Here is a 19,172-nt window from a genome sequence, read left to right as displayed (position 1 = left end):
TTATCACAATTCCACTTGATTGTGATTATCTCCTATGAGCTAAGGTGATCCACACTCATAGGAGGATAAATATTAATTACCCTTGTAAAATAGCCAATAACTCTTCGGGAGTTTGAACGGCATGTATGCGTGCTAAGGTATTTTCAGCAATCACCGCTCGAGTAAGTTGACGCAGTATATTTAGATGCTCATTAGCTTTTGCTGCAATGCCTACGACAACATAAGCAATATTATCATCTTCATCCCAGTGAATGCCTTTCGGAAAATAGATAATCTTCAAACCTGTTTTTAATACGCTATCACGTTTATCGGTGGTACCATGAGGAATGGCAATACCATTACCTAAAAAAGTCGATATTTGCGCATCTCTATCATACATCGCTTGAGTATAGTCATTGGTGACTAAATTGGATGCTATCATACTTTCAGCGACTAACTTAATGGCTTCTTGTTTGGAATAGTTACCATTTAAAATCGAGATATCATTGATTGATAAGGTTAAATTATTCATATGGTGTTCCTGTTTAAAATTTATCCTGAATAATTGTTTAATGTCTAACTAATTGTTAATTAATTAACGCATTGTTATCGATTTTGATTTTCTTTTCTCATGCATACGCAGTAAACCCAGTAACACAGCGCCAACCAGCGCACCAATAAAAATGCAAGCTACCCATAAAAATGGTTTATTTACCAGTGGCAGTACTAAAAAGCCGCCATGTGGAGCAGGCACTTGAATCTGGCATAGAAATGTCAATACGGATGCAATGGCAGACGATAACATCATGATTGGAATGACGCGCAAAGGATCTTTTGCCGCAAATGGAATTGCGCCTTCGGTAATATGTGTGGAACCGAGAACATAATTGACAATACCCGCAGCACGTTCTTCTTCTGTAAAGGCTTTTTGACGGAAAATGGTCGTCGAAAAGGCGATAACAAAAGGTGGTGCAATGCAAGCAGCTGAAACCCCAGCCATAAAATAGTAATTTCCTTCACCCAATAACATAGTACCTGTTACATAAGCTGCTTTATTAATAGGACCACCAAAATCAAAGGAACACATAGCACCAATAACAATACCGAGTAAAATTGGATTAGTATGTTGTAATGAACCAAGCCATACAGCCATTGTGTTATTCGCTATGGCGATGGGTTTACCCAGATAATACATCCCTGCACCAATAACAAATACACCGATTAATGGCATAATAAAAATTGATTTCAGTCCTTCGAAAAAGCGAGGTAGATGATCTAACCATTTTTTGAGATACAGCATCAGATAACCAGCAGCAAATCCAGCGAGAATACCGCCTAAAAAACCTGCTCCAGTAGCCGTAGCCATTAATCCACCTACAAAACCAGCAACCATCCCTTGCTTACCTGCAATGGAATTGGCTATAAAAGCGGTGAAAATAGGCACCATAATGTCAAATGCTTTTCCACCGATTTGTTTAAGCATTGCTGCAAATTCATTATATTGTTCATTATTAGGATCTGCGGAATAAATACCCCATAAAAATGATAAAGCTATGAGTACACCACCAGCGACAACGAAAGGCAGCATGTTTGACACACCACTCATTAAGTGTTTATAGAGCTGGCGTCCAATCGATTCTTTGACTTCCACTTGCTTTAAGATCGCATTATTAACACTATTCTGTACGCCTTTACGAATAGGAACTGTCCCTGAAGTAATCTGCTCTATTAATGCTACAGCTTTGTGTATACCCTCTTTAACGGGAACTTCAATAACAGGTAAACCATTAAAGCGATCAGGATTAACATCTTTATCTGCCGCAATAATCACCCCAATGGCATTTGCCATATCAGCTTCGGTAATTGCATTATCAACACCACTTGCACCATTGGTTTCTACTTTAATTTCAATTCCTGCTTTTTGCGCAGCTGATTTTAGCGCTTCTTCTGCCATATAGGTATGTGCGATACCGGTTGGGCAGCCTGTTACAGCAAGTATCTTCTTCATAATGCCCCCTTTATTTAATTTGGGTAACTACAAGTTTCTCCATATAGGTACTGATTTTATCGAGTAGACCTAATCCATCTGATTCTGCAACATTAGCCCCTGTTGCAGAGGCTTTTTTCATTGCTTTTTCAACGTGTTCTTGTGTTGGTAGCCATTCACTAAGAAATGCAGCAAGTGACGCATCGCCTGCACAAGCAGAACTGATCAAATTGATTGGTACGGCATTACAAAACCAAACATGCTGACCATCTGAAAAGTAAAGACCTTTTTCCCCCATAGTTAATAAAATATTTTGAGCACCAAGTGAATGTACCGTTGATAACGATGCAATGACTTGTTCCGTTGTTTGGGTTTCTAATCCAAAAATGTCTTTCAGTTCATCATTATTGGGTTTGATTAATAGCGGTTTATAAGTAAGTAATTGAGCGAGTTTAGGATGACTAATATCTAAAATAACTTGAATATTTTTGGTTTGGCATATATCTAAAACAGATTGATAATATTCAGGCTCGATGTTTTTAGGTAGGCTACCACTGATGACTAAATAGCTATTGTGATCAAGAGAATCAATGATGTTTAGCATTTCAGCTTTCTTTTTATCTGGCACAAAAGGCCCTTTCCCCACTAACTTATATTCATTTTGTCCATCATTAATAAAAACGTTAATGCGAGTGATATCATCGATAAAACAAGGTTTGATTTCAATCTGCATTTTGGTGAGTTCATCAATAATATATTTTCCTGAAAATCCACCAAAAAAGCCCAATGCACATGTCGATTTATTAAATTTTTTCAAAACAATTGAAACGTTAACAGCTTTACCATTGGGACTATATTCTGTATGTGAAGTACGATTCACTGCATTGGGATTAAGACCTTGGCAACGGATATTCATATCAATTGCCGTATTAAGTGTTAAAGTATAGATCATAGGATTGACCTCTTAGAGTTTACCGGCACATCCACATGTTGTAATGATTTTTTTAACCACTTCTTTCATTGCTGCTTTTGCTGGTTTCATGTAATGTCGAGGATCATTGGCATTTGGATTTTCGATAAAATAGTGTTTTAGTGCATCAGAAAAGGCGATTTTGAGTTCCGTTGCAACATTGACTTTGCAAATACCACGTTGAATGCATTCACGAACATCTTTGTCTGGAACACCTGAAGCGCCATGTAATACCAGTGGGATATCAACCATAGAACGAATTTCAGAAAGTCGATCAAAATCTAATTTAGGTTCGGATTTATACAGACCGTGAGCAGTCCCAATTGCAATGGCAAGTGAATCAATTCCTGTTCGTTCAATAAATTCAACTGCTTGTTTAGGATTGGTATATAAAGCATCTTTAGCATCCACCACAAGATCATCTTCAACGCCACCAAGCCTACCTAATTCAGCTTCAACACTCACATCATAGCGGTGAGCATAATCAACAACGCGTTTTACTAACGCAATATTTTCTTCAAAAGAGAAATGAGAGCCATCAATCATGACTGAGCGTATCCCTGAATTAATTTTTTCAACGATATCATCATATTCTTCATGATGATCGAGATGGATGGCTAACGGTACTTTGTGTTTTTTAGATAGCGCTTCGGCAATGGCAATAATATTTTCTCTACCGGCATAACAGTATGTACCAGGCGTACCGGCTAATATTACAGGGGACTGTAATTCGGCAACCGTTTCAACAATAACTTGCATGGTTTCTAAATTATGTATGTTAAAAGCTGGAACGGCATAATGTTCATGCTGTGCTTTTTTTAACATATTATGACTTGAAATGATCGACATATGACAACCCCTTAAATTGATTTGCAACCAGAACTAAATTTTAAAATGAAAGTATTTTTATTAAATTATGATTGCAAAACGAAAGTTATGCCAGTGTCATTACCGTGAGTTGGATCACAAAACCGAACATTTATTCAACAGTAAAAGTAATTTAAATTGATAAAGATAAATTTAAATGGTTAACATGTAACCCTGTGATTTTGATAATGTTAAGATGTGGTATCTTCGATAAAACATAACTTATTAATTATTGTTGACCACTTGTATGATAAATTCTATTATCATTAAACTTAATTCGTTTTATGTAATACAGGACATTAAAATTGGCTAAAGTGTCTTCAGCCCTTTTGAAACGTAGATTGGATATTGCGGAAATAGTAAGAAAAAAAGGTGAAATTAAAGTTGAAGAGTTATCATACATGCTTCAAGTTTCAACGGTTACTATTCGTCAAGATTTAACCTATTTAGAACAACAAGGATATTTAAAGCGTTCTTTTGGTGGGGCAATTTATTTGTCACCAGAAGGTACAAATAATAAAACGCATATTGTAGCGGCGAATAATTCATTACCTGTTGATGATATTTATGATATTGATTTAGTGAAGAATTGCTTAAATTATATTAATGATGGCGATACCATTTTTTTAAGTCATGGCAGACTTACAAGAAAGCTTATTCCCTATTTGCATGTTAAAAAATCATTAAAATTAATCATGAATGATATTAATAATGCACAATTAGCGAAAGAGTTCACCGATGCTAATGTTGTGCTTACTGGTGGTGTATTATTAAAAAATAATATTTTGCATAATGATATCTGCGATTCAATTTTAGATGATTATTCGATTTCACATTTTATTGTTGAATTAACCGCCATTAATCATGATAACCAAATAATAATTGAAGATACTGAGCAAATCAGTATATATCAGCAATTAATCAAAAAAGCTCATCACATCATTGGTATTTTACCTCAGCGTGTTGTTTATAATGATGATCATAGCATTGGAAAGCTAAAAAATATGGATGTGATGATCTTATCCCGACCGGCTGTAACCGAATATCATCAGCAATTATTAGATTCTAGTTTCAAACAATTTGCCGCAAATAAATTTAGTGTCATTTACCAAAATGAATTAGGAGCATAATGTGAATTTTAAGATTTGTTCTATCGGGGAGCTACTAGTTGAATTTTTAGCAAAGGAACAAAATCAGCGTTTTGATCAAACGGGCGAATTTATAGGCCCTTTTCCGAGTGGTGCGCCAGCTATATTTGCTGACCAAGTGGCAAAGTTAGGGTTTCCGGTCGTGTTTTTTAGCTGTGTTGGTAAAGATACCTTTGGCAAAATGTGTGTTAATCGGCTTAAACAAGATGGTGTCATGACGGATGGCATCACTTTTCATAATAAAGCTAATACGGGTAGCGCCTTCGTATCATACCGCAATTCTAATGAAAGAGATTTTATTTTCAATATTCCTAATAGTGCCTGCGGTCTTCTTTCATTCAACCATATCAACGAAAACTTGTTGAAAGATTGTACTCATTTACATGTTATGGGCTCATCGTTGTATTCGTTTCGAGCAATTGATGCAGTGCGCAAAGCATTAGATATCATCAAACGAAAAGGAGGGACTATTTCTTTCGACCCAAATTTACGCAAAGAAATGTTTAATATTCAAGAGATGGAGCAATCTTTTGGTTATATCATGGAATATACTGATATCTTTTTACCTAGTGAAAGTGAAGTGAATTATTTTGCCGACCATAATAATGAAAACGAACAAGAAACCATAATAAAATTGCTTCAAAAAGGGATCAAACATATTGTTGTGAAATGTGGAGCGAAGGGGTCAACTTATTATGGTTATGATGAACAAAATACGATTAAAAAGATTCATGTCGATAGTTTTACAACGCAATCAATCGATCCAACAGGCGCAGGAGATTGTTTTGCAGCAACATTTGTCAGTTTAATGCTTGCGGGATTTAGTGTTGAAAAAGCTTTGCAATATGCAAATGCAAGTGGTGCATTAGCCGTTTCACAAAAAGGTCCAATGGAAGGCACCTCTACCTTAACAGAATTAGAAAGATTTATTTTTAATTCCAAAGTTAATTAAATATCGTAAACTTTTTTAATGTGGGTGGCAGATAAAAAAAGTCCCAATAACTAGGTTATTGGGAAAACATAAGGAATAGGAAAACAATGAAATAAATACATTGTCGGATATATTATGCACTATTTTTTAGTAAATGTATGTAACTCGATGTAAATTTTTTTCTAAAATGTTTGTATTTATAATGTTAAATTTGCGTAAAATTAAAAATAATTATTATAAATCAAATAAATAGTTATAAAAAAATCTCAAGTAAAGAATTTAAAAATAATTTTCCTTGTTCAGTTATTTTCCAATATTCTTTATCCTCAGTAAGGTAATTTTTTTCAATTGCTAAATTAATTTGCCTGTCAATTGTTTGTAAAGGTAAAAAAGTCCGTTGCTCAAATTCAATTTTAGGTGTTGCTTCAAATAATCTAAAACGATTCATAAAAAATTCGAATGCAAGATCTTCCTTTGGTACGGTATAAGATTTTTCGATATAACGCCCTTCAAGATACCCTTTGGGATGACGTGTTTTTACGGTACGAATAATGTCCCCATTAGGTTGGGTTATTTTACCATGTGCACCACATCCAATCCCTAAATAGTCACCAAATCGCCAATAATTTAAATTATGCTGGCATTTCAATTCCGGTTTTGCATAAGCCGACGTTTCATATTGCTGATAACCATGTTGAGTTAACAATTGGTGTCCAATTTGATAAATTTCCCAAAGTTTATCATCATCAGGAAGGACAGGTGGTTTAGATCCAAAAAGTGTATTAGGCTCAATGGTTAATTGATACCAAGATAAATGGGGAGGATTAATGGCTATGGCTTGTTTAAGATCAAACAAGGCATCATCTAAACTTTGATTGGGAAGTCCATGCATTAGATCTAAATTAAAACTGTCCAATTTTAGTTTATGTGCTAATTTCCCAGCATTGATTGCTTCTTGGGGATTGTGAACGCGTCCTAATCTGATGAGTTTATCAGTTTGAAAACTTTGAACTCCAATTGAAATACGATTTATTCCTGCTTGTTGATAGCCTGTAAATCTTTCTGCATCAACAGAATTTGGATTAGCTTCGATGGTGATTTCGGCCTGTTTTTCAATTGGAATTAGTTCATTAATTTTTGTTAACAGATGATCAATCAATTCGGCTGAAAATAAACTTGGCGTACCACCACCGATAAAAATCGAATGGATCGAGCGTTCAGGACAAAGTGCTATATCTTGCTGTAAATCTTTAATCAAATGATCAATATAAGCACGATAATCAGGTGTTTTTTTGATGGTATGAGAATTGAAATCACAATAAGGACATTTTTGTACACACCAAGGCATATGTATATATAAGCTAAGTGGAATTTTATATGAAAACATCTGCCTATCCTGAAACTTAATAGCGGTTTATGAATGGTTATATAAATGTTGCACTATTTTACTTCAATTCATGAAAAAAAGCTTTTTTTACTATTTTGGTATTTTTAAATTTCGTGTAAAGAGCGTACAATCACGATTAATTTTCGATATTAATTATCGATTAGACTATTTTTTGTAGGAGAAAGTATGAGTATTGTTAACGATATTTTGGATAATGGTTTGTCAGCAGCGTCAATAAGCCCTTCAGTAAAACAATCGCATTTTGGTGAATTACCCATTTTAACGGTTAACCATAAAACATGCACGGCAGCGATATCACTACAAGGTGCGCATTTATTATTTTGGCAACCTTCAACCGAAACGTCCCCAGTTATTTGGTTAAGTGAAAAAACCTTTTTTAAAAAAGGAACGGCTATTCGTGGCGGTGTACCCATTTGTTGGCCTTGGTTTGGGCAATTAGGTAATCCTTCACACGGTTTTGCTCGTATTGTTGAATGGACGTTAGACTCATGCAAGGAAGATGCTAATGGTGTCGATATCATCTTGTCATTAACGAATAATCCCCAAACTGAATCCTATTTTGCCAAACCTTTTAAAATTTGGTTAACGATTCATGTCGGCAAGAGCTGTGAAGTTACATTAAGTTGTCAAGGTGATTTTGAGGCAACAAGTGCATTACATACTTATTTTGGTATTAGTGATATCGATGATGTGACTGTTAAAGGGTTAGGTAATACTTATCAAGATCGTTTGTCTGTTGAAAATAAACCAACAATTAATGGACAATTAACCTTTAATCAAGAAGTCGATCGTATTTATACCCATGCTGAAAACACCCTAACCATAAATGATACTAGTCGAACAATTAAGCTCACAAACATTAATGCTAGTGATGTTGTTACATGGAATCCATGGACAGATAAAGCTAAAGCGATGGCTGATTTTGATGACCAAGAATATAAAAAGATGGTGTGTGTTGAAAGTGCGTGTATTAATCAAACACTTAAATTATCACCAACACAAAAAACGTCATATGGCTTTAAAATTAAATTGGTCTAATATTGCATAGCGAGTTATGTTTAAACGCAATCAATTCTATTGACCAGTTGATTAATTGTTTGCGTTTACAAGCATAACGCTTTATAATCCTCAAGCTTTTTAAAGCGCCAATTTCATAACCAACTACTGGGTCGCCTGTAATTGGTTTTTTATTTAAATAACATAGAGAAATAAACATGTTTACATTAAAAGCAGAAGTTAGAAAAGAGCATGGTAAGGGTGCGAGCCGCCGCCTGCGTCACGCTGGTCAATTCCCAGCTATTATTTATGGTGGAACTGAACCTGCAATATCTGTTGTGCTTGATCACAACCATATTTTCAATATGCAAGAAAAACCAGAATTTTATTCTGAAGTGCTCACTATTGAAGTTGACGGTAAAGCGGTTAAAGCAAAAGTACAAGCTGTACAACGTCATCCATTCAAGCCTAAATTAGTTCATATGGACTTTGTGCGCGTTTAGATTCACGCATTGGTGTATCATCCAATAATGCTTCTAACAAAAGGTCACCCAGACGGTGACCTTTTTGTTTTTGTGTTAGATTAAATTAGGCAAATGCCTATTGTTATGATTTATAGCATTAACTGGGTGACACTGACAACTCAACATAATAGAATAAAACATATTGATATCATTTTAGTTAGGAGAAAACCATGTCTGATGTCCCAGTTTGCAATTTAGTCATTTTTGGCGCTAAAGGGGATTTGACAAGGCGTAAATTATTACCATCTTTATATCAATTAGAAAAGTATGGAAAACTGCCTGAAGAAACCAAAATATTAGGGGTTGGTCGTGCAGATTGGGATAAATCTGCTTACAGTGAAGTGGCTAAAGAAGCACTTACAACATTTATGTCAGAACCATTAGATGAAGATATTTGGCAACGATTTAGCCAACGTCTTAATTTTCATAAGTTAGATGTTAATGATATCGCTGGTTTCAACGATTTAAAAAATAAACTCGAGCAGAATCGTACAGCAATTTTTTATTTTGCAATGCATCCGGGGACTTTCGGTACAATTTGTAAAGGTTTAGCGCACGCTGGATTAAACCAAAAACACAATCGAATTGTAATGGAAAAACCCCTTGGTACGGATTTGCAATCATCTCGTGATATTAATGATTCTGTTGCACAATTTTTCGATGAATCGCAGGTTTATCGTATCGACCATTATTTAGGAAAAGAATCGGTTTTAAACCTTTTAGCTTTACGTTTTGCTAATCCGGTTTTTGCCTCTTTATGGAACCGTAATTCTATCGATCATGTCGAAATTACCGTTGCTGAACAAGTTGGCATTGAAGGTCGATGGGGTTACTTTGATAAAGCTGGTCAAATGCGTGATATGGTTCAAAATCATTTGTTACAAATTTTGACAATGATTGCGATGTCTCCACCGGCTAATTTGAAAGATGAAAGTTTGCGTAATGAAAAAATAGCGGTGCTCAATGCGCTAAGACCTATTGATAAGACAAACCTTCATGATAAAGTTGTTCGTGGTCAATATACATCAGGATTTGTTAATGGAATAAACGTACCGGGTTATCTAGAAGAAGATGGCGCTAATAAAGAAAGCAGCACAGAAACATTCGTTGCTATTCGAGTTGATATTGACAATTGGCGTTGGGCTGGTGTGCCTTTCTATTTACGTACAGGTAAACGCTTAGCGAGCAAATGTGCGGAAGTCGTGGTTTATTTTAAATCATTGCCTTTGAATATATTTAGTGAATCCTATCCTGCATTACCACAAAATAAATTAACCATTCGCTTGCAACCTGATGAAGGCTTGGACATTGAAATTCTGAACAAAGTACCGGGTTTAGATAGCACACATAATTTACAAACGACTAAACTTGATTTAAGCTTTAATGAGGCTTTTCAACAGCATAGTGCCGATGCTTATGAACGACTATTGCTTGAAGTAATGCGAGGTCGCCAAGCATTGTTTGTTCATCGTGATGAAGTAGAAGCGGCTTGGAAATGGGTAGACTCTATTATTAGTGCTTGGAATTCGGAAAAAGAGCCGCCGAAAACTTACCAAGCTGGTACTTGGGGACCGGTTGCTTCTGTTGCTTTAATTACAAAAGATGGGCATTCTTGGCACGAATTTGAATAAAGGAACATCAATATGTTTACACTTAATAGATATGCAAATAGTCAGGTTTTAAATGAAGAACTTACTGCTCGTATAGTGAATGATCTTAAGCAGGCTATTGAACAAAAAGGTCATGCATCTATTGCGGTTTCGGGTGGTAAAACGCCTATTCCTTTATTTACTTTGCTTAGTCAACAAGACTTAGCATGGAATCGCGTTTATATCACTTTGGTTGATGATAGATGGGTCGATGATACGGATGATGCCAGTAATGAAAAATTAGTCATGACTTATTTATTACAAAATAAAGCAAAACTTGCAAATTTTGTTGGTTTAAAAAATAGTTGTGATAATCCGTTTGATGGTGCTGAAGTTACAGAACAGCTTTTAGATAAAGTACCGATGCCTTTTGATGTTTTGATCTTGGGAATGGGTGAAGATGGTCATACTGCTTCGCTGTTTCCGGGAGCTGATAATTTAAAATTGGGCTTGGATATGCACTCAAATCGAAAAGTGATTGGTATGACTCCTTTAACGGCACCACTTGACCGTATCACTCTAACACTGCCTATCATATTAAGTAGTAAAAATATTTACTTACATTTAGTCGGTGAAAGTAAAATTAATGTGTTAGAACAAGCTGAACAAGGTACCGATTTTAACCAGATGCCAATAAGGGCAGTTATACAGCAAGACAACGTTAATGTGATAGGATTTTGGGCTCCTCGCTAATTAATTTTTGTTTGCCAACCAACAGGTTGGCAAATATCTATCTTTAATATTACTTTGATTTTAATGAAATTAATACACAACTAGTTGCTGTGAATTTAATTTTTTAATCAAAGTTGTTATCTGTTTATTGTCATCAATACTGTTTTACCTTTCTTAATATCTGCAATGTTTACATTTTATACATGTTAATAATCTTGGTTAGCAAAGATAAGTTTAGTTGAACATTCAAATAATCTTAAATTTTACAGAGTGATGACCTTTTTTTAATTAACTTAATATAAAACCGATAGTTAATTCGCAACACGCTAATGAAAAAATCCAACTGCAATTATTAAAAAATTAATTAATTAAATATCTATTATTTTGTAAATTTTTGTGGTAAAAAGTGGGATAAAGTGGTAATAAAGTACAAATTATTTAATATTTTGATTTATAACAAATAAAAATTAGCAAAATTTTCATGAATAAGGGCGCTTGAATGTTTAGTGGTGCAATTTCAGTCAATATCGATAGTAAAGGGCGAATGGCTATCCCCACTCGCTATCGGGAATTATTGTCTGAAGGCATGGTATGCACAATTGGTTTATATCATCCTTGTCTTGCCCTTTATTCGATGACTGAGTGGAAAATGATTGAACAACAACTTTCGACTTTATCCTCTATTGTCGAAGCGGAACGAAGGATCAAACGCCTATTATTAGGTTATGCAACCGAGTGTTCAATGGATAATTCCGGTCGAATATTATTACCACAAACGTTACGTACCTACGCTAAGCTAGAAAAACTGACAATGTTTGTTGGACAATCCAATAAATTTGAAATCTGGGATGAAGGAATATGGTATCAACAAATTGGTGAGGACATTGCCGCTTTGCCAACCGATATGGAAAACTTATCCAGTAATTTGAAAAGTTTAACAATTTAATATGAGTAAAAATTGATGGATTATCAACATACTACAGTTTTATTGAACGAAGCGATAGACGCACTAAATATTAAAAAAGATGGCATCTATGTTGATGGAACCTTTGGACGAGGTGGACATTCACGTCTCATACTTGAACAACTTGGCGAACAAGGTAGATTAATCGCTATTGACCGTGATGAACGAGCTGAATTAGCAGCAAAAAAAATTGTTGACCCTAGATTTACTTTTATTCGAGGAGAATTTTCCAATGTATATCAATACATTGATAATTTAGGTCTATTAGGTCAGATAGATGGTTTTTTATTAGATTTGGGGGTATCTTCGCCACAACTGGATGACCCTGAACGGGGTTTTTCTTTTATGCGTGATGGCCCTCTCGATATGCGTATGAATATTCATCAGGGTTTGACCGCAAGTGAATGGTTACTTAAAAGTGATGAAGATGATATAGCTTGGGTGTTAAAAACTTTTGGCGAAGAAAAATTTGCGAAACGAATCGCAAAAGCAATTGTTGAACAGAATAAAGTTTCGCCTATAACCCGAACATTGGAATTGGCGAATATCATTGAAAAAGCGACACCAAGAAAAGATAAAAATAAACATCCTGCAACACGTAGCTTTCAGGCAATTCGTATCTATATTAATAGCGAATTAGAAGAAGTAGAACATGCGTTAAATAATAGTCTGTCAATTCTTGCGAATGAAGGAAGACTTGCTGTGATTAGCTTTCATTCTTTAGAAGATAGAATTGTGAAACAGTTTATAAATAAACAAAGTAAAGGTCCTGTTTTACCAGCGGGATTGCCACTAACAGAGCAACAAATAAAACAATATGGCAGCGCTAAATTAAAGTCACTTGGAAAAGTTAAACCAAGTCCTAATGAAATTGATCATAATCCACGTGCTCGAAGCGCAATACTGAGGATAGCAGAAAAGAAAAATGAACACTAACCCAAACAGTGAAAGTTATCAAGACAATATCTACGTTGAAGTAGATAGTCAAAGAAAACCGAATAAAAGCTTGTTTGGCTTAATTATTGGTGATTTATTTGGTCATCAAAAAATGTCCTTATTTCTATTGTTACTGATTGTCGTATCAGCTGGTGCAGTACTAATTACAACGCAACAAGTTCGCAAGCAGTTATTTGAACGTGAGCAACTTTTGTTAGAGCAAGATGTATTAGAAAGTGAATGGCGTAATTTAGTTATCGAAGAAAATGTACTTGCCGATCCAAAACGCGTAGAAGCTAAAGCTAAAAATCAACTAGGGATGTCTTACGTGACTCCTGAAAATGAAACCGTGATAGTGATAAAGAGTAAATAATGAAAATTCTCACTAAAAACAAGAAAGCGGTTAAAACTAATAAATTGAATAGTAAAAAGCAGTTTTTTGCACCCGGGCGATTTTATGTTGTCTACAGTTTAATTATTGCTGCCATTATTGCGCTTATTATTCAAATGGCAATTTTACAAATCATTCATCCTGATAAACTGATTGCTGAAGGTAATAAACGTTCTTTACGTCGTCAGGATATGGATGCACCAAGGGCTATGATAACTGATCGTAACGGGCGAGCATTGGCCGTGAGTGTACCGATGTATGATGTTTGGGCTGATCCAAAATTAGTTATTCAAAAAGGTGGCGTGAATACGAATGATGCAAGATGGCAAGGATTAGCAAAAGCATTAAATATACCAATAGCCATACTGGAGCAAAAATTAAGTAATCCATCGATGCGATTTGTTTATTTATCCAGACAAGTTACGCCAACAATATCGGATTATTTGAAAAAGTTAAAGTTACCGGGAGTTGCATTTGCTAAGACCTCGAAGCGTTTTTACCCGGCAGCTGAAAGTATTGCCCAATTAATCGGTTTAACGGATACCGATGAAAACCGTAATGAGAAAGGCTCAGAAGGGATTGAAAAAAGTTATAACAAATGGTTAACCGGTGAATCGGGTCAACGAATAATAAGACGAGATAGATTTGGACGCGTCATTGAGGAATTAGAGCGCACTGAGAGTGAAAAGGCATCGGATTTAGTATTGAGTATTGATGAACGCTTACAGTCTTTGGTTTACAGCGAGCTTAGTCAGGCTGTTGAGTTTAACAAAGCTGATAGTGGTACTGCGGTCTTAGTTGATGTTCATACAGGGGAGATTTTAGCGATGGCAACAAGCCCATCGTATAACCCAAATAATCGATCATCAATTAATTATAATTCATTGCGAAATCGTGCGGTTACTGATGCATTTGAACCGGGTTCGACCGTAAAACCGCTGGTTGTAATGGCCGCTTTAGAAAAAAAGATTGCAGATCTTAATACGATAGTTGATACCAGACCTTTTTATGTCAATCGCTATGAAATCAAAGATGTGTCATATCAAAAATCCCTGAATTTGGCAGGAATTTTAGAAAAATCAAGTAATGTTGGTGTCAGTAAACTCGCATTACAAATGCAACCCGCCGAACTAGTTGAATATTATAGTCGTTTCGGGTTGGGACAACCCACATCACTGGGTTTAGGCGGTGAAGTCAGTGGTTCAATTGCAGCAGATAGAGTACGAAAATGGGCGGATATTGAACGAGCTACCTTTTCTTTTGGTTATGGTTTAAGTGTCACGCCATTACAATTAGCAAGAGCGTATGCAACTATCGGGAATTATGGGATTTATCGACCTGTTTCGATATTAAAAGTCACTGAACCAGTGCAAGGTGAACGAGTTGTACCCGAAAAAATTGCTAAAACGGTTGTCCAATTAATGGAAGCTGTTGCTGTCACTGGTGGTGGTACAAAAGCTTCTGTACCAGGCTATAGTGTTGCTGTTAAAACTGGTACAGCAAAAAAATTATCTGGTGGGCGCTATGTTAATCAATATTTAGCCTATACAGCAGGCATTGCGCCAGCAACAGCACCAAAATATTCTCTGGTTGTTGTGATTGATAATCCTAAAGCGGGTCAGTATTACGGTGGCTCTGTATCAGCACCTGTTTTCAGCCGAATTATGGGGGGAGTTTTAAGAACTATGAATGTCAAACCAGATCGCCAAGTTGATGGCCAAATGATTATTTATTGATAGGTGGTATTAATGGCTACATGCACATTTAAAACTTTATTTAGTTTATTAGGTGGAAACAAAGATCAAGCGATCAAAGATTTTTCGCTCAATCATATATGTATTGATAGCCGTATGGTAAATAAAAATGATGTGTTTGTCGCTATCAAGGGAAATGTCGTTGATGGTAAATCATTCATTCCTCAAGCTTTAGAAGCTGGTGCGGTGACTATATTAATTGAAACAAATAGAAAATCTGATGATTTACGTATCAATTATATCAAGCATGGAAAAAGAAATATTCCTCAGGTTAAAGTTTTTCAACTATCTAAAAAACTTTCTAGCATTGCCGATCATTTTTACCATTCACCTTCTAAAAAATTATCTGTTATTGGTGTGACAGGTACTAATGGTAAAACGACAGTCACTCAGCTTATTGCCCAATGCGTTAATCTGTTAAATCAGAAAGTTGCACTTTTAGGAACGATTGGAAATGGGATCTATAATCATCTTCAACCGTCAAACAATACAACGGCTTCATCCGTTGAAATTCAAACATATTTAGCCGATTTTGTTAAAAAACATGTCAAAGTGGTTTCCATGGAAATTTCTTCGCATGGTTTAGTGATGAATCGTGTCAAAGGTGTTACGTTTGCTGCAACAGTTTTTACTAATTTAAGTCGAGATCATCTTGATTATCACAAAACAATGGGTAAATACGCTAAGTCAAAATGGTCGTTATTTACGCCTAATAATAAAGAAAGACAAGTCGAAAGTGCAGGCAAAGCAATTATTAATTATGATGATAATTATGGGAAACGTTGGATTGAAAAGCTTTCTCAGGTAACAGCCGTATCGTGTCAACCCAAATCGTTAAGTAAATTAAAAAACTTAAATATACCTTATGTTGGTGTGTCGATGATTGAATATCATGATAAGGGTGCCAAAATTCATATGCATTCTAGTTGGGGCGATACCATTATACACAGTCGTTTACTGGGTGAGTTTAATGTCTCAAATTTATTATTATGTGTAGCGACGCTATTAACGCTTGATTTCCCATTTTTCGCTGTTGTGAATATGGCTTCATTTCTCAAACCTATTTGTGGGCGAATGGAGGTTTTACATGCCAATAATAGCCCGACATTTATTGTGGATTATGCTCACACGCCAGATGCTTTACAAAAAGCACTCCAAGCAAGTCGTATTCACTGTAAGGGTGCATTATGGGTTATTTTTGGTTGCGGTGGTGATAGAGATGTAGGCAAAAGACCTTTAATGGGAGAAATCGCTGCGCAATATGCTGACAAAATTATTTTGACGAATGATAACCCACGAACAGAAGATGAAACAAAAATTATTGATGATATTCAGCAAGGTATCATCAATAATTCAAATGTTCAGATTATTACTGACAGAGTACAAGCAATCAAAAAAGCACTTGCAGAAGCAAAAGCAAATGATGTGATATTAATTGCGGGTAAAGGTCATGAAGATTACCAAATCGTGGGTCACACGAAACATCACTATTCAGACCAAGAAACAGTGAAACAGCTTTTAGGGGTAGAGAATCAATCATGATTCCATTAAATATTAAGCAAATCAGAACAATTGTAGACGGTGAATTATTAAATATTCATGACGGTAATTTTACGATTGATGTTATTAGTACTGATACACGTAAAATTACAAAACAATCGCTTTTTATTGCACTTGTTGGTGAGAATTTTGATGGTCATCATTTTGCCGAACAAGCAATTAAAGATGGTGCCGTTGCCGTAATCGTAAATCACCCAATTGAGGATAATTCTATTCCACAAATAGTGGTTAAAGACACACGTCAAGCGTTGGGGCAAATTGCCGGTTTTATTCGGCAACAAAGTTCCGCTAAAATTGTTGCCTTGACCGGCTCATCGGGTAAAACGTCAGTTAAAGAAATGACGGCAGCCATTCTACAAAATTGTGGAACAACGCTTTATACTCAAGGTAATTACAATAATGACATTGGCGTACCATTAACACTATTGAGATTAACAAAAGATGATCAATTTGCTGTGATAGAACTAGGTGCTAATCATATTGGTGAAATTGCTTATACAACTCAGTTAGTTCATCCACAAACAGCATTAATTAATAATATTGCAGAAGCGCATATTGAAGGTTTTGGTTCACTTGAAGGTGTCGCTACCGCAAAAGGTGAAATTTTTGAAGGGTTGACTAAAGATGGTATTGCTATCATCAATTTAGATAGCTGTTCAGATAAATGGTTTGAGCAATTAACAGATAAAACTGTTTGGACTTTTTCATTAGAGAATCCATTAGCCAATTTCTATGCAAGTCATATTAAAATGGCAGATGTGACCACATTTAAATTACATACACCGTTTGGTGAATGCGAAATCCAATTACCATTAATAGGGTTACACAATGTTTCAAATGCAATTGCAGCTTCAGCTTTAGCGATTTCTGTCGGAGCAAGCTTAGATTGCATTCAACAAGGATTATCAACATTAAAACCAGTTAAAGGAAGGCTTTTCCCGATTAAATTAAACCAAAATCAATTAATTTGGGATGACACTTATAACGCCAATGTGGGTTCAATGTCTGCTGCAATTAATGTTCTGGCAAAACAATCGGGCTATAAAGTTTTCGTCGTTGGCGATATGGGTGAATTAGGGCAAGACGCTCAAAAATATCATCAACAAATTGGCACATTAGCTAAACAACAAAAACTTGATTGTGTTGTCAGTGTCGGTAAATTGAGCCAATTCATTAGCCAAGCAAGTGAAGTCGGTCATCATTTTTATAATAAACAAGATGCAGCAGATTACCTTATAACGTTATTGCGTCAGTATCCAACCTTAACCATGCTAGTTAAAGGTTCTCGCAGTGCTAAAATGGAAGACGTTATAGAACTAATTAAACAACAAAAAATAAATTAGGATTAAAATTATGTTGGTTTGGATATCAGAATATTTAGTGAAATATTTTACCTTTTTTAATGTATTTTCTTATTTAACCGTAAGAGCTATTTTGGGTCTATTAACCTCGTTAACGATATCGTTAATAATGGGGCAAAAAGTCATTGATTGGTTACAAAAATTACAAATTGGACAAGTAATACGTAATGATGGACCGGAATCCCATTTAAGCAAAAAGGGAACGCCAACAATGGGCGGGACGCTAATCGTTGCGTCGATTTCGTTATCAGTATTTCTTTGGGCAGATTTACGTAATCCTTATGTTTGGGTGGCGTTATTTGTCCTGATTGGTTATGCCATTATTGGCTTTACTGATGACTACTTAAAAGTTATTCGAAAAAACACGGCAGGTCTTATCGCTAGATGGAAATATTTTTGGCAATCTGTTATTGCATTAATTGTTGCCTTTGGCCTTTATGTATATGGAAAAGATAGCTCAGTAACCGTGTTGGTTGTCCCTTTTTTTAAAGATGTCATGCCTCAGTTGGGATTAGTATTTATTTTACTCACTTATGTTGTGATTGTTGGGTCAGGTAATGCTGTTAATTTAACGGATGGACTTGATGGACTTGCAATTATGCCAACGGTATTTGTGGCAGCGGGCTTAGCGCTGGTATCGTGGGCGACAGGGAATACAATTATTGCAGAATATTTGCATATACCTTATATCAAATTTAGTGGTGAATTAATGATTGTCTGTACTGCTATCATTGGTGCAGGGCTTGGCTTTTTATGGTTTAACACTTATCCCGCAATGGTATTTATGGGTGATGTCGGTTCATTGGCTTTAGGTGGAGTACTTGGAATTATCGCCGTACTTTTACGCCAAGAATTTTTATTACTCATTATGGGGGGAATATTTGTTATTGAAACCCTATCTGTCATTTTACAAGTAGGTTCATTTAAATTGCGTGGCAAACGAATTTTTAGAATGGCTCCAATTCATCATCATTATGAATTAAAAGGGTGGCCAGAGCCTCGAGTTATTGTACGTTTTTGGATTATTTCGTTAATGCTCGTCTTAATTGGTTTATTAACCTTGAAATTACGTTAA

18 protein-coding genes are annotated in these 19,172 nt (G+C 35.5%); 13 read left to right on the top strand and 5 right to left on the bottom strand.

What is annotated here, in order from left to right:
* Positions 1-76: 76 nt before the first annotated feature.
* The 4 genes from J3U36_RS01915 to J3U36_RS01900 form a co-directional block, all read right to left on the bottom strand.
* Positions 77-511, bottom strand: a complete 435-nt coding sequence (locus J3U36_RS01915) for a PTS sugar transporter subunit IIA (protein ID WP_267361416.1) — start codon at positions 509-511, stop codon at positions 77-79.
* A 63-nt stretch (positions 512-574) separates the two neighbouring features.
* Positions 575-1,987 (bottom strand): PTS fructose transporter subunit IIC, encoded by a 1,413-nt coding sequence (locus J3U36_RS01910; RefSeq protein WP_267380879.1) that lies wholly within the window; start codon positions 1,985-1,987, stop codon positions 575-577.
* A 10-nt stretch (positions 1,988-1,997) separates the two neighbouring features.
* Entirely contained in the window at positions 1,998-2,918 is a 921-nt protein-coding gene (locus tag J3U36_RS01905) for a 1-phosphofructokinase family hexose kinase (RefSeq protein WP_267352354.1), read from the bottom strand.
* A 12-nt stretch (positions 2,919-2,930) separates the two neighbouring features.
* Complete coding sequence (locus tag J3U36_RS01900; protein ID WP_267380878.1) at positions 2,931-3,785, bottom strand: tagatose bisphosphate family class II aldolase; 855 nt, start codon at positions 3,783-3,785, stop codon at positions 2,931-2,933.
* Between the two features lie 332 nt (positions 3,786-4,117).
* Between J3U36_RS01900 and J3U36_RS01895 the strand changes: the two genes are divergently transcribed.
* Together J3U36_RS01895 and J3U36_RS01890 are read left to right on the top strand one after the other, a co-directional pair.
* Positions 4,118-4,933, top strand: coding sequence for a DeoR/GlpR family DNA-binding transcription regulator (locus J3U36_RS01895; protein ID WP_267380902.1), 816 nt, complete (start codon positions 4,118-4,120; stop codon positions 4,931-4,933).
* A 1-nt stretch (position 4,934) separates the two neighbouring features.
* Positions 4,935-5,903 carry a sugar kinase gene (locus J3U36_RS01890; protein ID WP_267380877.1) on the top strand — a complete coding sequence of 323 codons (969 nt, stop codon included), beginning with the start codon at positions 4,935-4,937 and terminating at the stop codon, positions 5,901-5,903.
* A 232-nt stretch (positions 5,904-6,135) separates the two neighbouring features.
* Here the strand turns inward: J3U36_RS01890 and hemW are convergent, their stop codons facing one another.
* Positions 6,136-7,269 (bottom strand): radical SAM family heme chaperone HemW, encoded by a 1,134-nt coding sequence (gene hemW, locus J3U36_RS01885; RefSeq protein ID WP_267380876.1) that lies wholly within the window; start codon positions 7,267-7,269, stop codon positions 6,136-6,138.
* A gap of 186 nt (positions 7,270-7,455) precedes the next feature.
* On the opposite strand from hemW, the gene J3U36_RS01880 reads away from it, so the two are divergent.
* From J3U36_RS01880 to mraY, 11 genes are all read left to right on the top strand, one after another.
* On the top strand, positions 7,456-8,328 hold the full coding sequence (locus J3U36_RS01880) for a D-hexose-6-phosphate mutarotase (RefSeq protein WP_267380875.1): 873 nt from the start codon (positions 7,456-7,458) through the stop codon (positions 8,326-8,328).
* 176 nt (positions 8,329-8,504) lie between these two features.
* A complete protein-coding gene (gene rplY, locus J3U36_RS01875; protein ID WP_065558900.1) occupies positions 8,505-8,789 on the top strand; it encodes a 50S ribosomal protein L25 in 285 nt (94 codons plus the stop codon).
* A gap of 191 nt (positions 8,790-8,980) precedes the next feature.
* A complete protein-coding gene (zwf, locus tag J3U36_RS01870) occupies positions 8,981-10,441 on the top strand; it encodes a glucose-6-phosphate dehydrogenase (RefSeq protein ID WP_267352349.1) in 1,461 nt (486 codons plus the stop codon).
* A 12-nt stretch (positions 10,442-10,453) separates the two neighbouring features.
* Positions 10,454-11,152, top strand: a complete 699-nt coding sequence (pgl, locus tag J3U36_RS01865) for a 6-phosphogluconolactonase (protein WP_267380874.1) — start codon at positions 10,454-10,456, stop codon at positions 11,150-11,152.
* Positions 11,153-11,630: 478 nt separating this feature from the next.
* A complete protein-coding gene (mraZ, locus tag J3U36_RS01860) occupies positions 11,631-12,077 on the top strand; it encodes a division/cell wall cluster transcriptional repressor MraZ (protein ID WP_065558897.1) in 447 nt (148 codons plus the stop codon).
* A 15-nt stretch (positions 12,078-12,092) separates the two neighbouring features.
* Positions 12,093-13,031, top strand: coding sequence for a 16S rRNA (cytosine(1402)-N(4))-methyltransferase RsmH (gene rsmH / locus J3U36_RS01855; RefSeq protein ID WP_267361431.1), 939 nt, complete (start codon positions 12,093-12,095; stop codon positions 13,029-13,031).
* The gene (ftsL, locus tag J3U36_RS01850; protein ID WP_267352346.1) at positions 13,021-13,404 is read left to right on the top strand and encodes a cell division protein FtsL; all 384 of its coding nucleotides are present in this window, start codon (positions 13,021-13,023) and stop codon (positions 13,402-13,404) included. Before rsmH ends, ftsL begins: the two co-directional genes overlap by 11 nt.
* Complete coding sequence (ftsI, locus tag J3U36_RS01845) at positions 13,404-15,158, top strand: peptidoglycan glycosyltransferase FtsI (protein WP_267380873.1); 1,755 nt, start codon at positions 13,404-13,406, stop codon at positions 15,156-15,158. The genes ftsL and ftsI overlap by 1 nt, the downstream gene beginning before the upstream one ends.
* A 12-nt stretch (positions 15,159-15,170) precedes the next feature.
* A complete protein-coding gene (murE, locus tag J3U36_RS01840) occupies positions 15,171-16,718 on the top strand; it encodes a UDP-N-acetylmuramoyl-L-alanyl-D-glutamate--2,6-diaminopimelate ligase (RefSeq protein ID WP_267380872.1) in 1,548 nt (515 codons plus the stop codon).
* Positions 16,715-18,079, top strand: a complete 1,365-nt coding sequence (murF, locus tag J3U36_RS01835; protein ID WP_267380871.1) for a UDP-N-acetylmuramoyl-tripeptide--D-alanyl-D-alanine ligase — start codon at positions 16,715-16,717, stop codon at positions 18,077-18,079. Before murE ends, murF begins: the two co-directional genes overlap by 4 nt.
* 10 nt (positions 18,080-18,089) lie before the next feature.
* Positions 18,090-19,172 carry a phospho-N-acetylmuramoyl-pentapeptide-transferase gene (mraY, locus tag J3U36_RS01830; RefSeq protein ID WP_267380870.1) on the top strand — a complete coding sequence of 361 codons (1,083 nt, stop codon included), beginning with the start codon at positions 18,090-18,092 and terminating at the stop codon, positions 19,170-19,172.

It is taken from the genome of Gilliamella sp. B3817 (genome assembly GCF_026536705.1).
Lineage (GTDB): Bacteria > Pseudomonadota > Gammaproteobacteria > Enterobacterales > Orbaceae > Gilliamella > Gilliamella apicola_I.
Note: the sequence above shows the minus strand (reverse complement) of the source record. Positions and strands in the feature narration are given on the sequence as shown.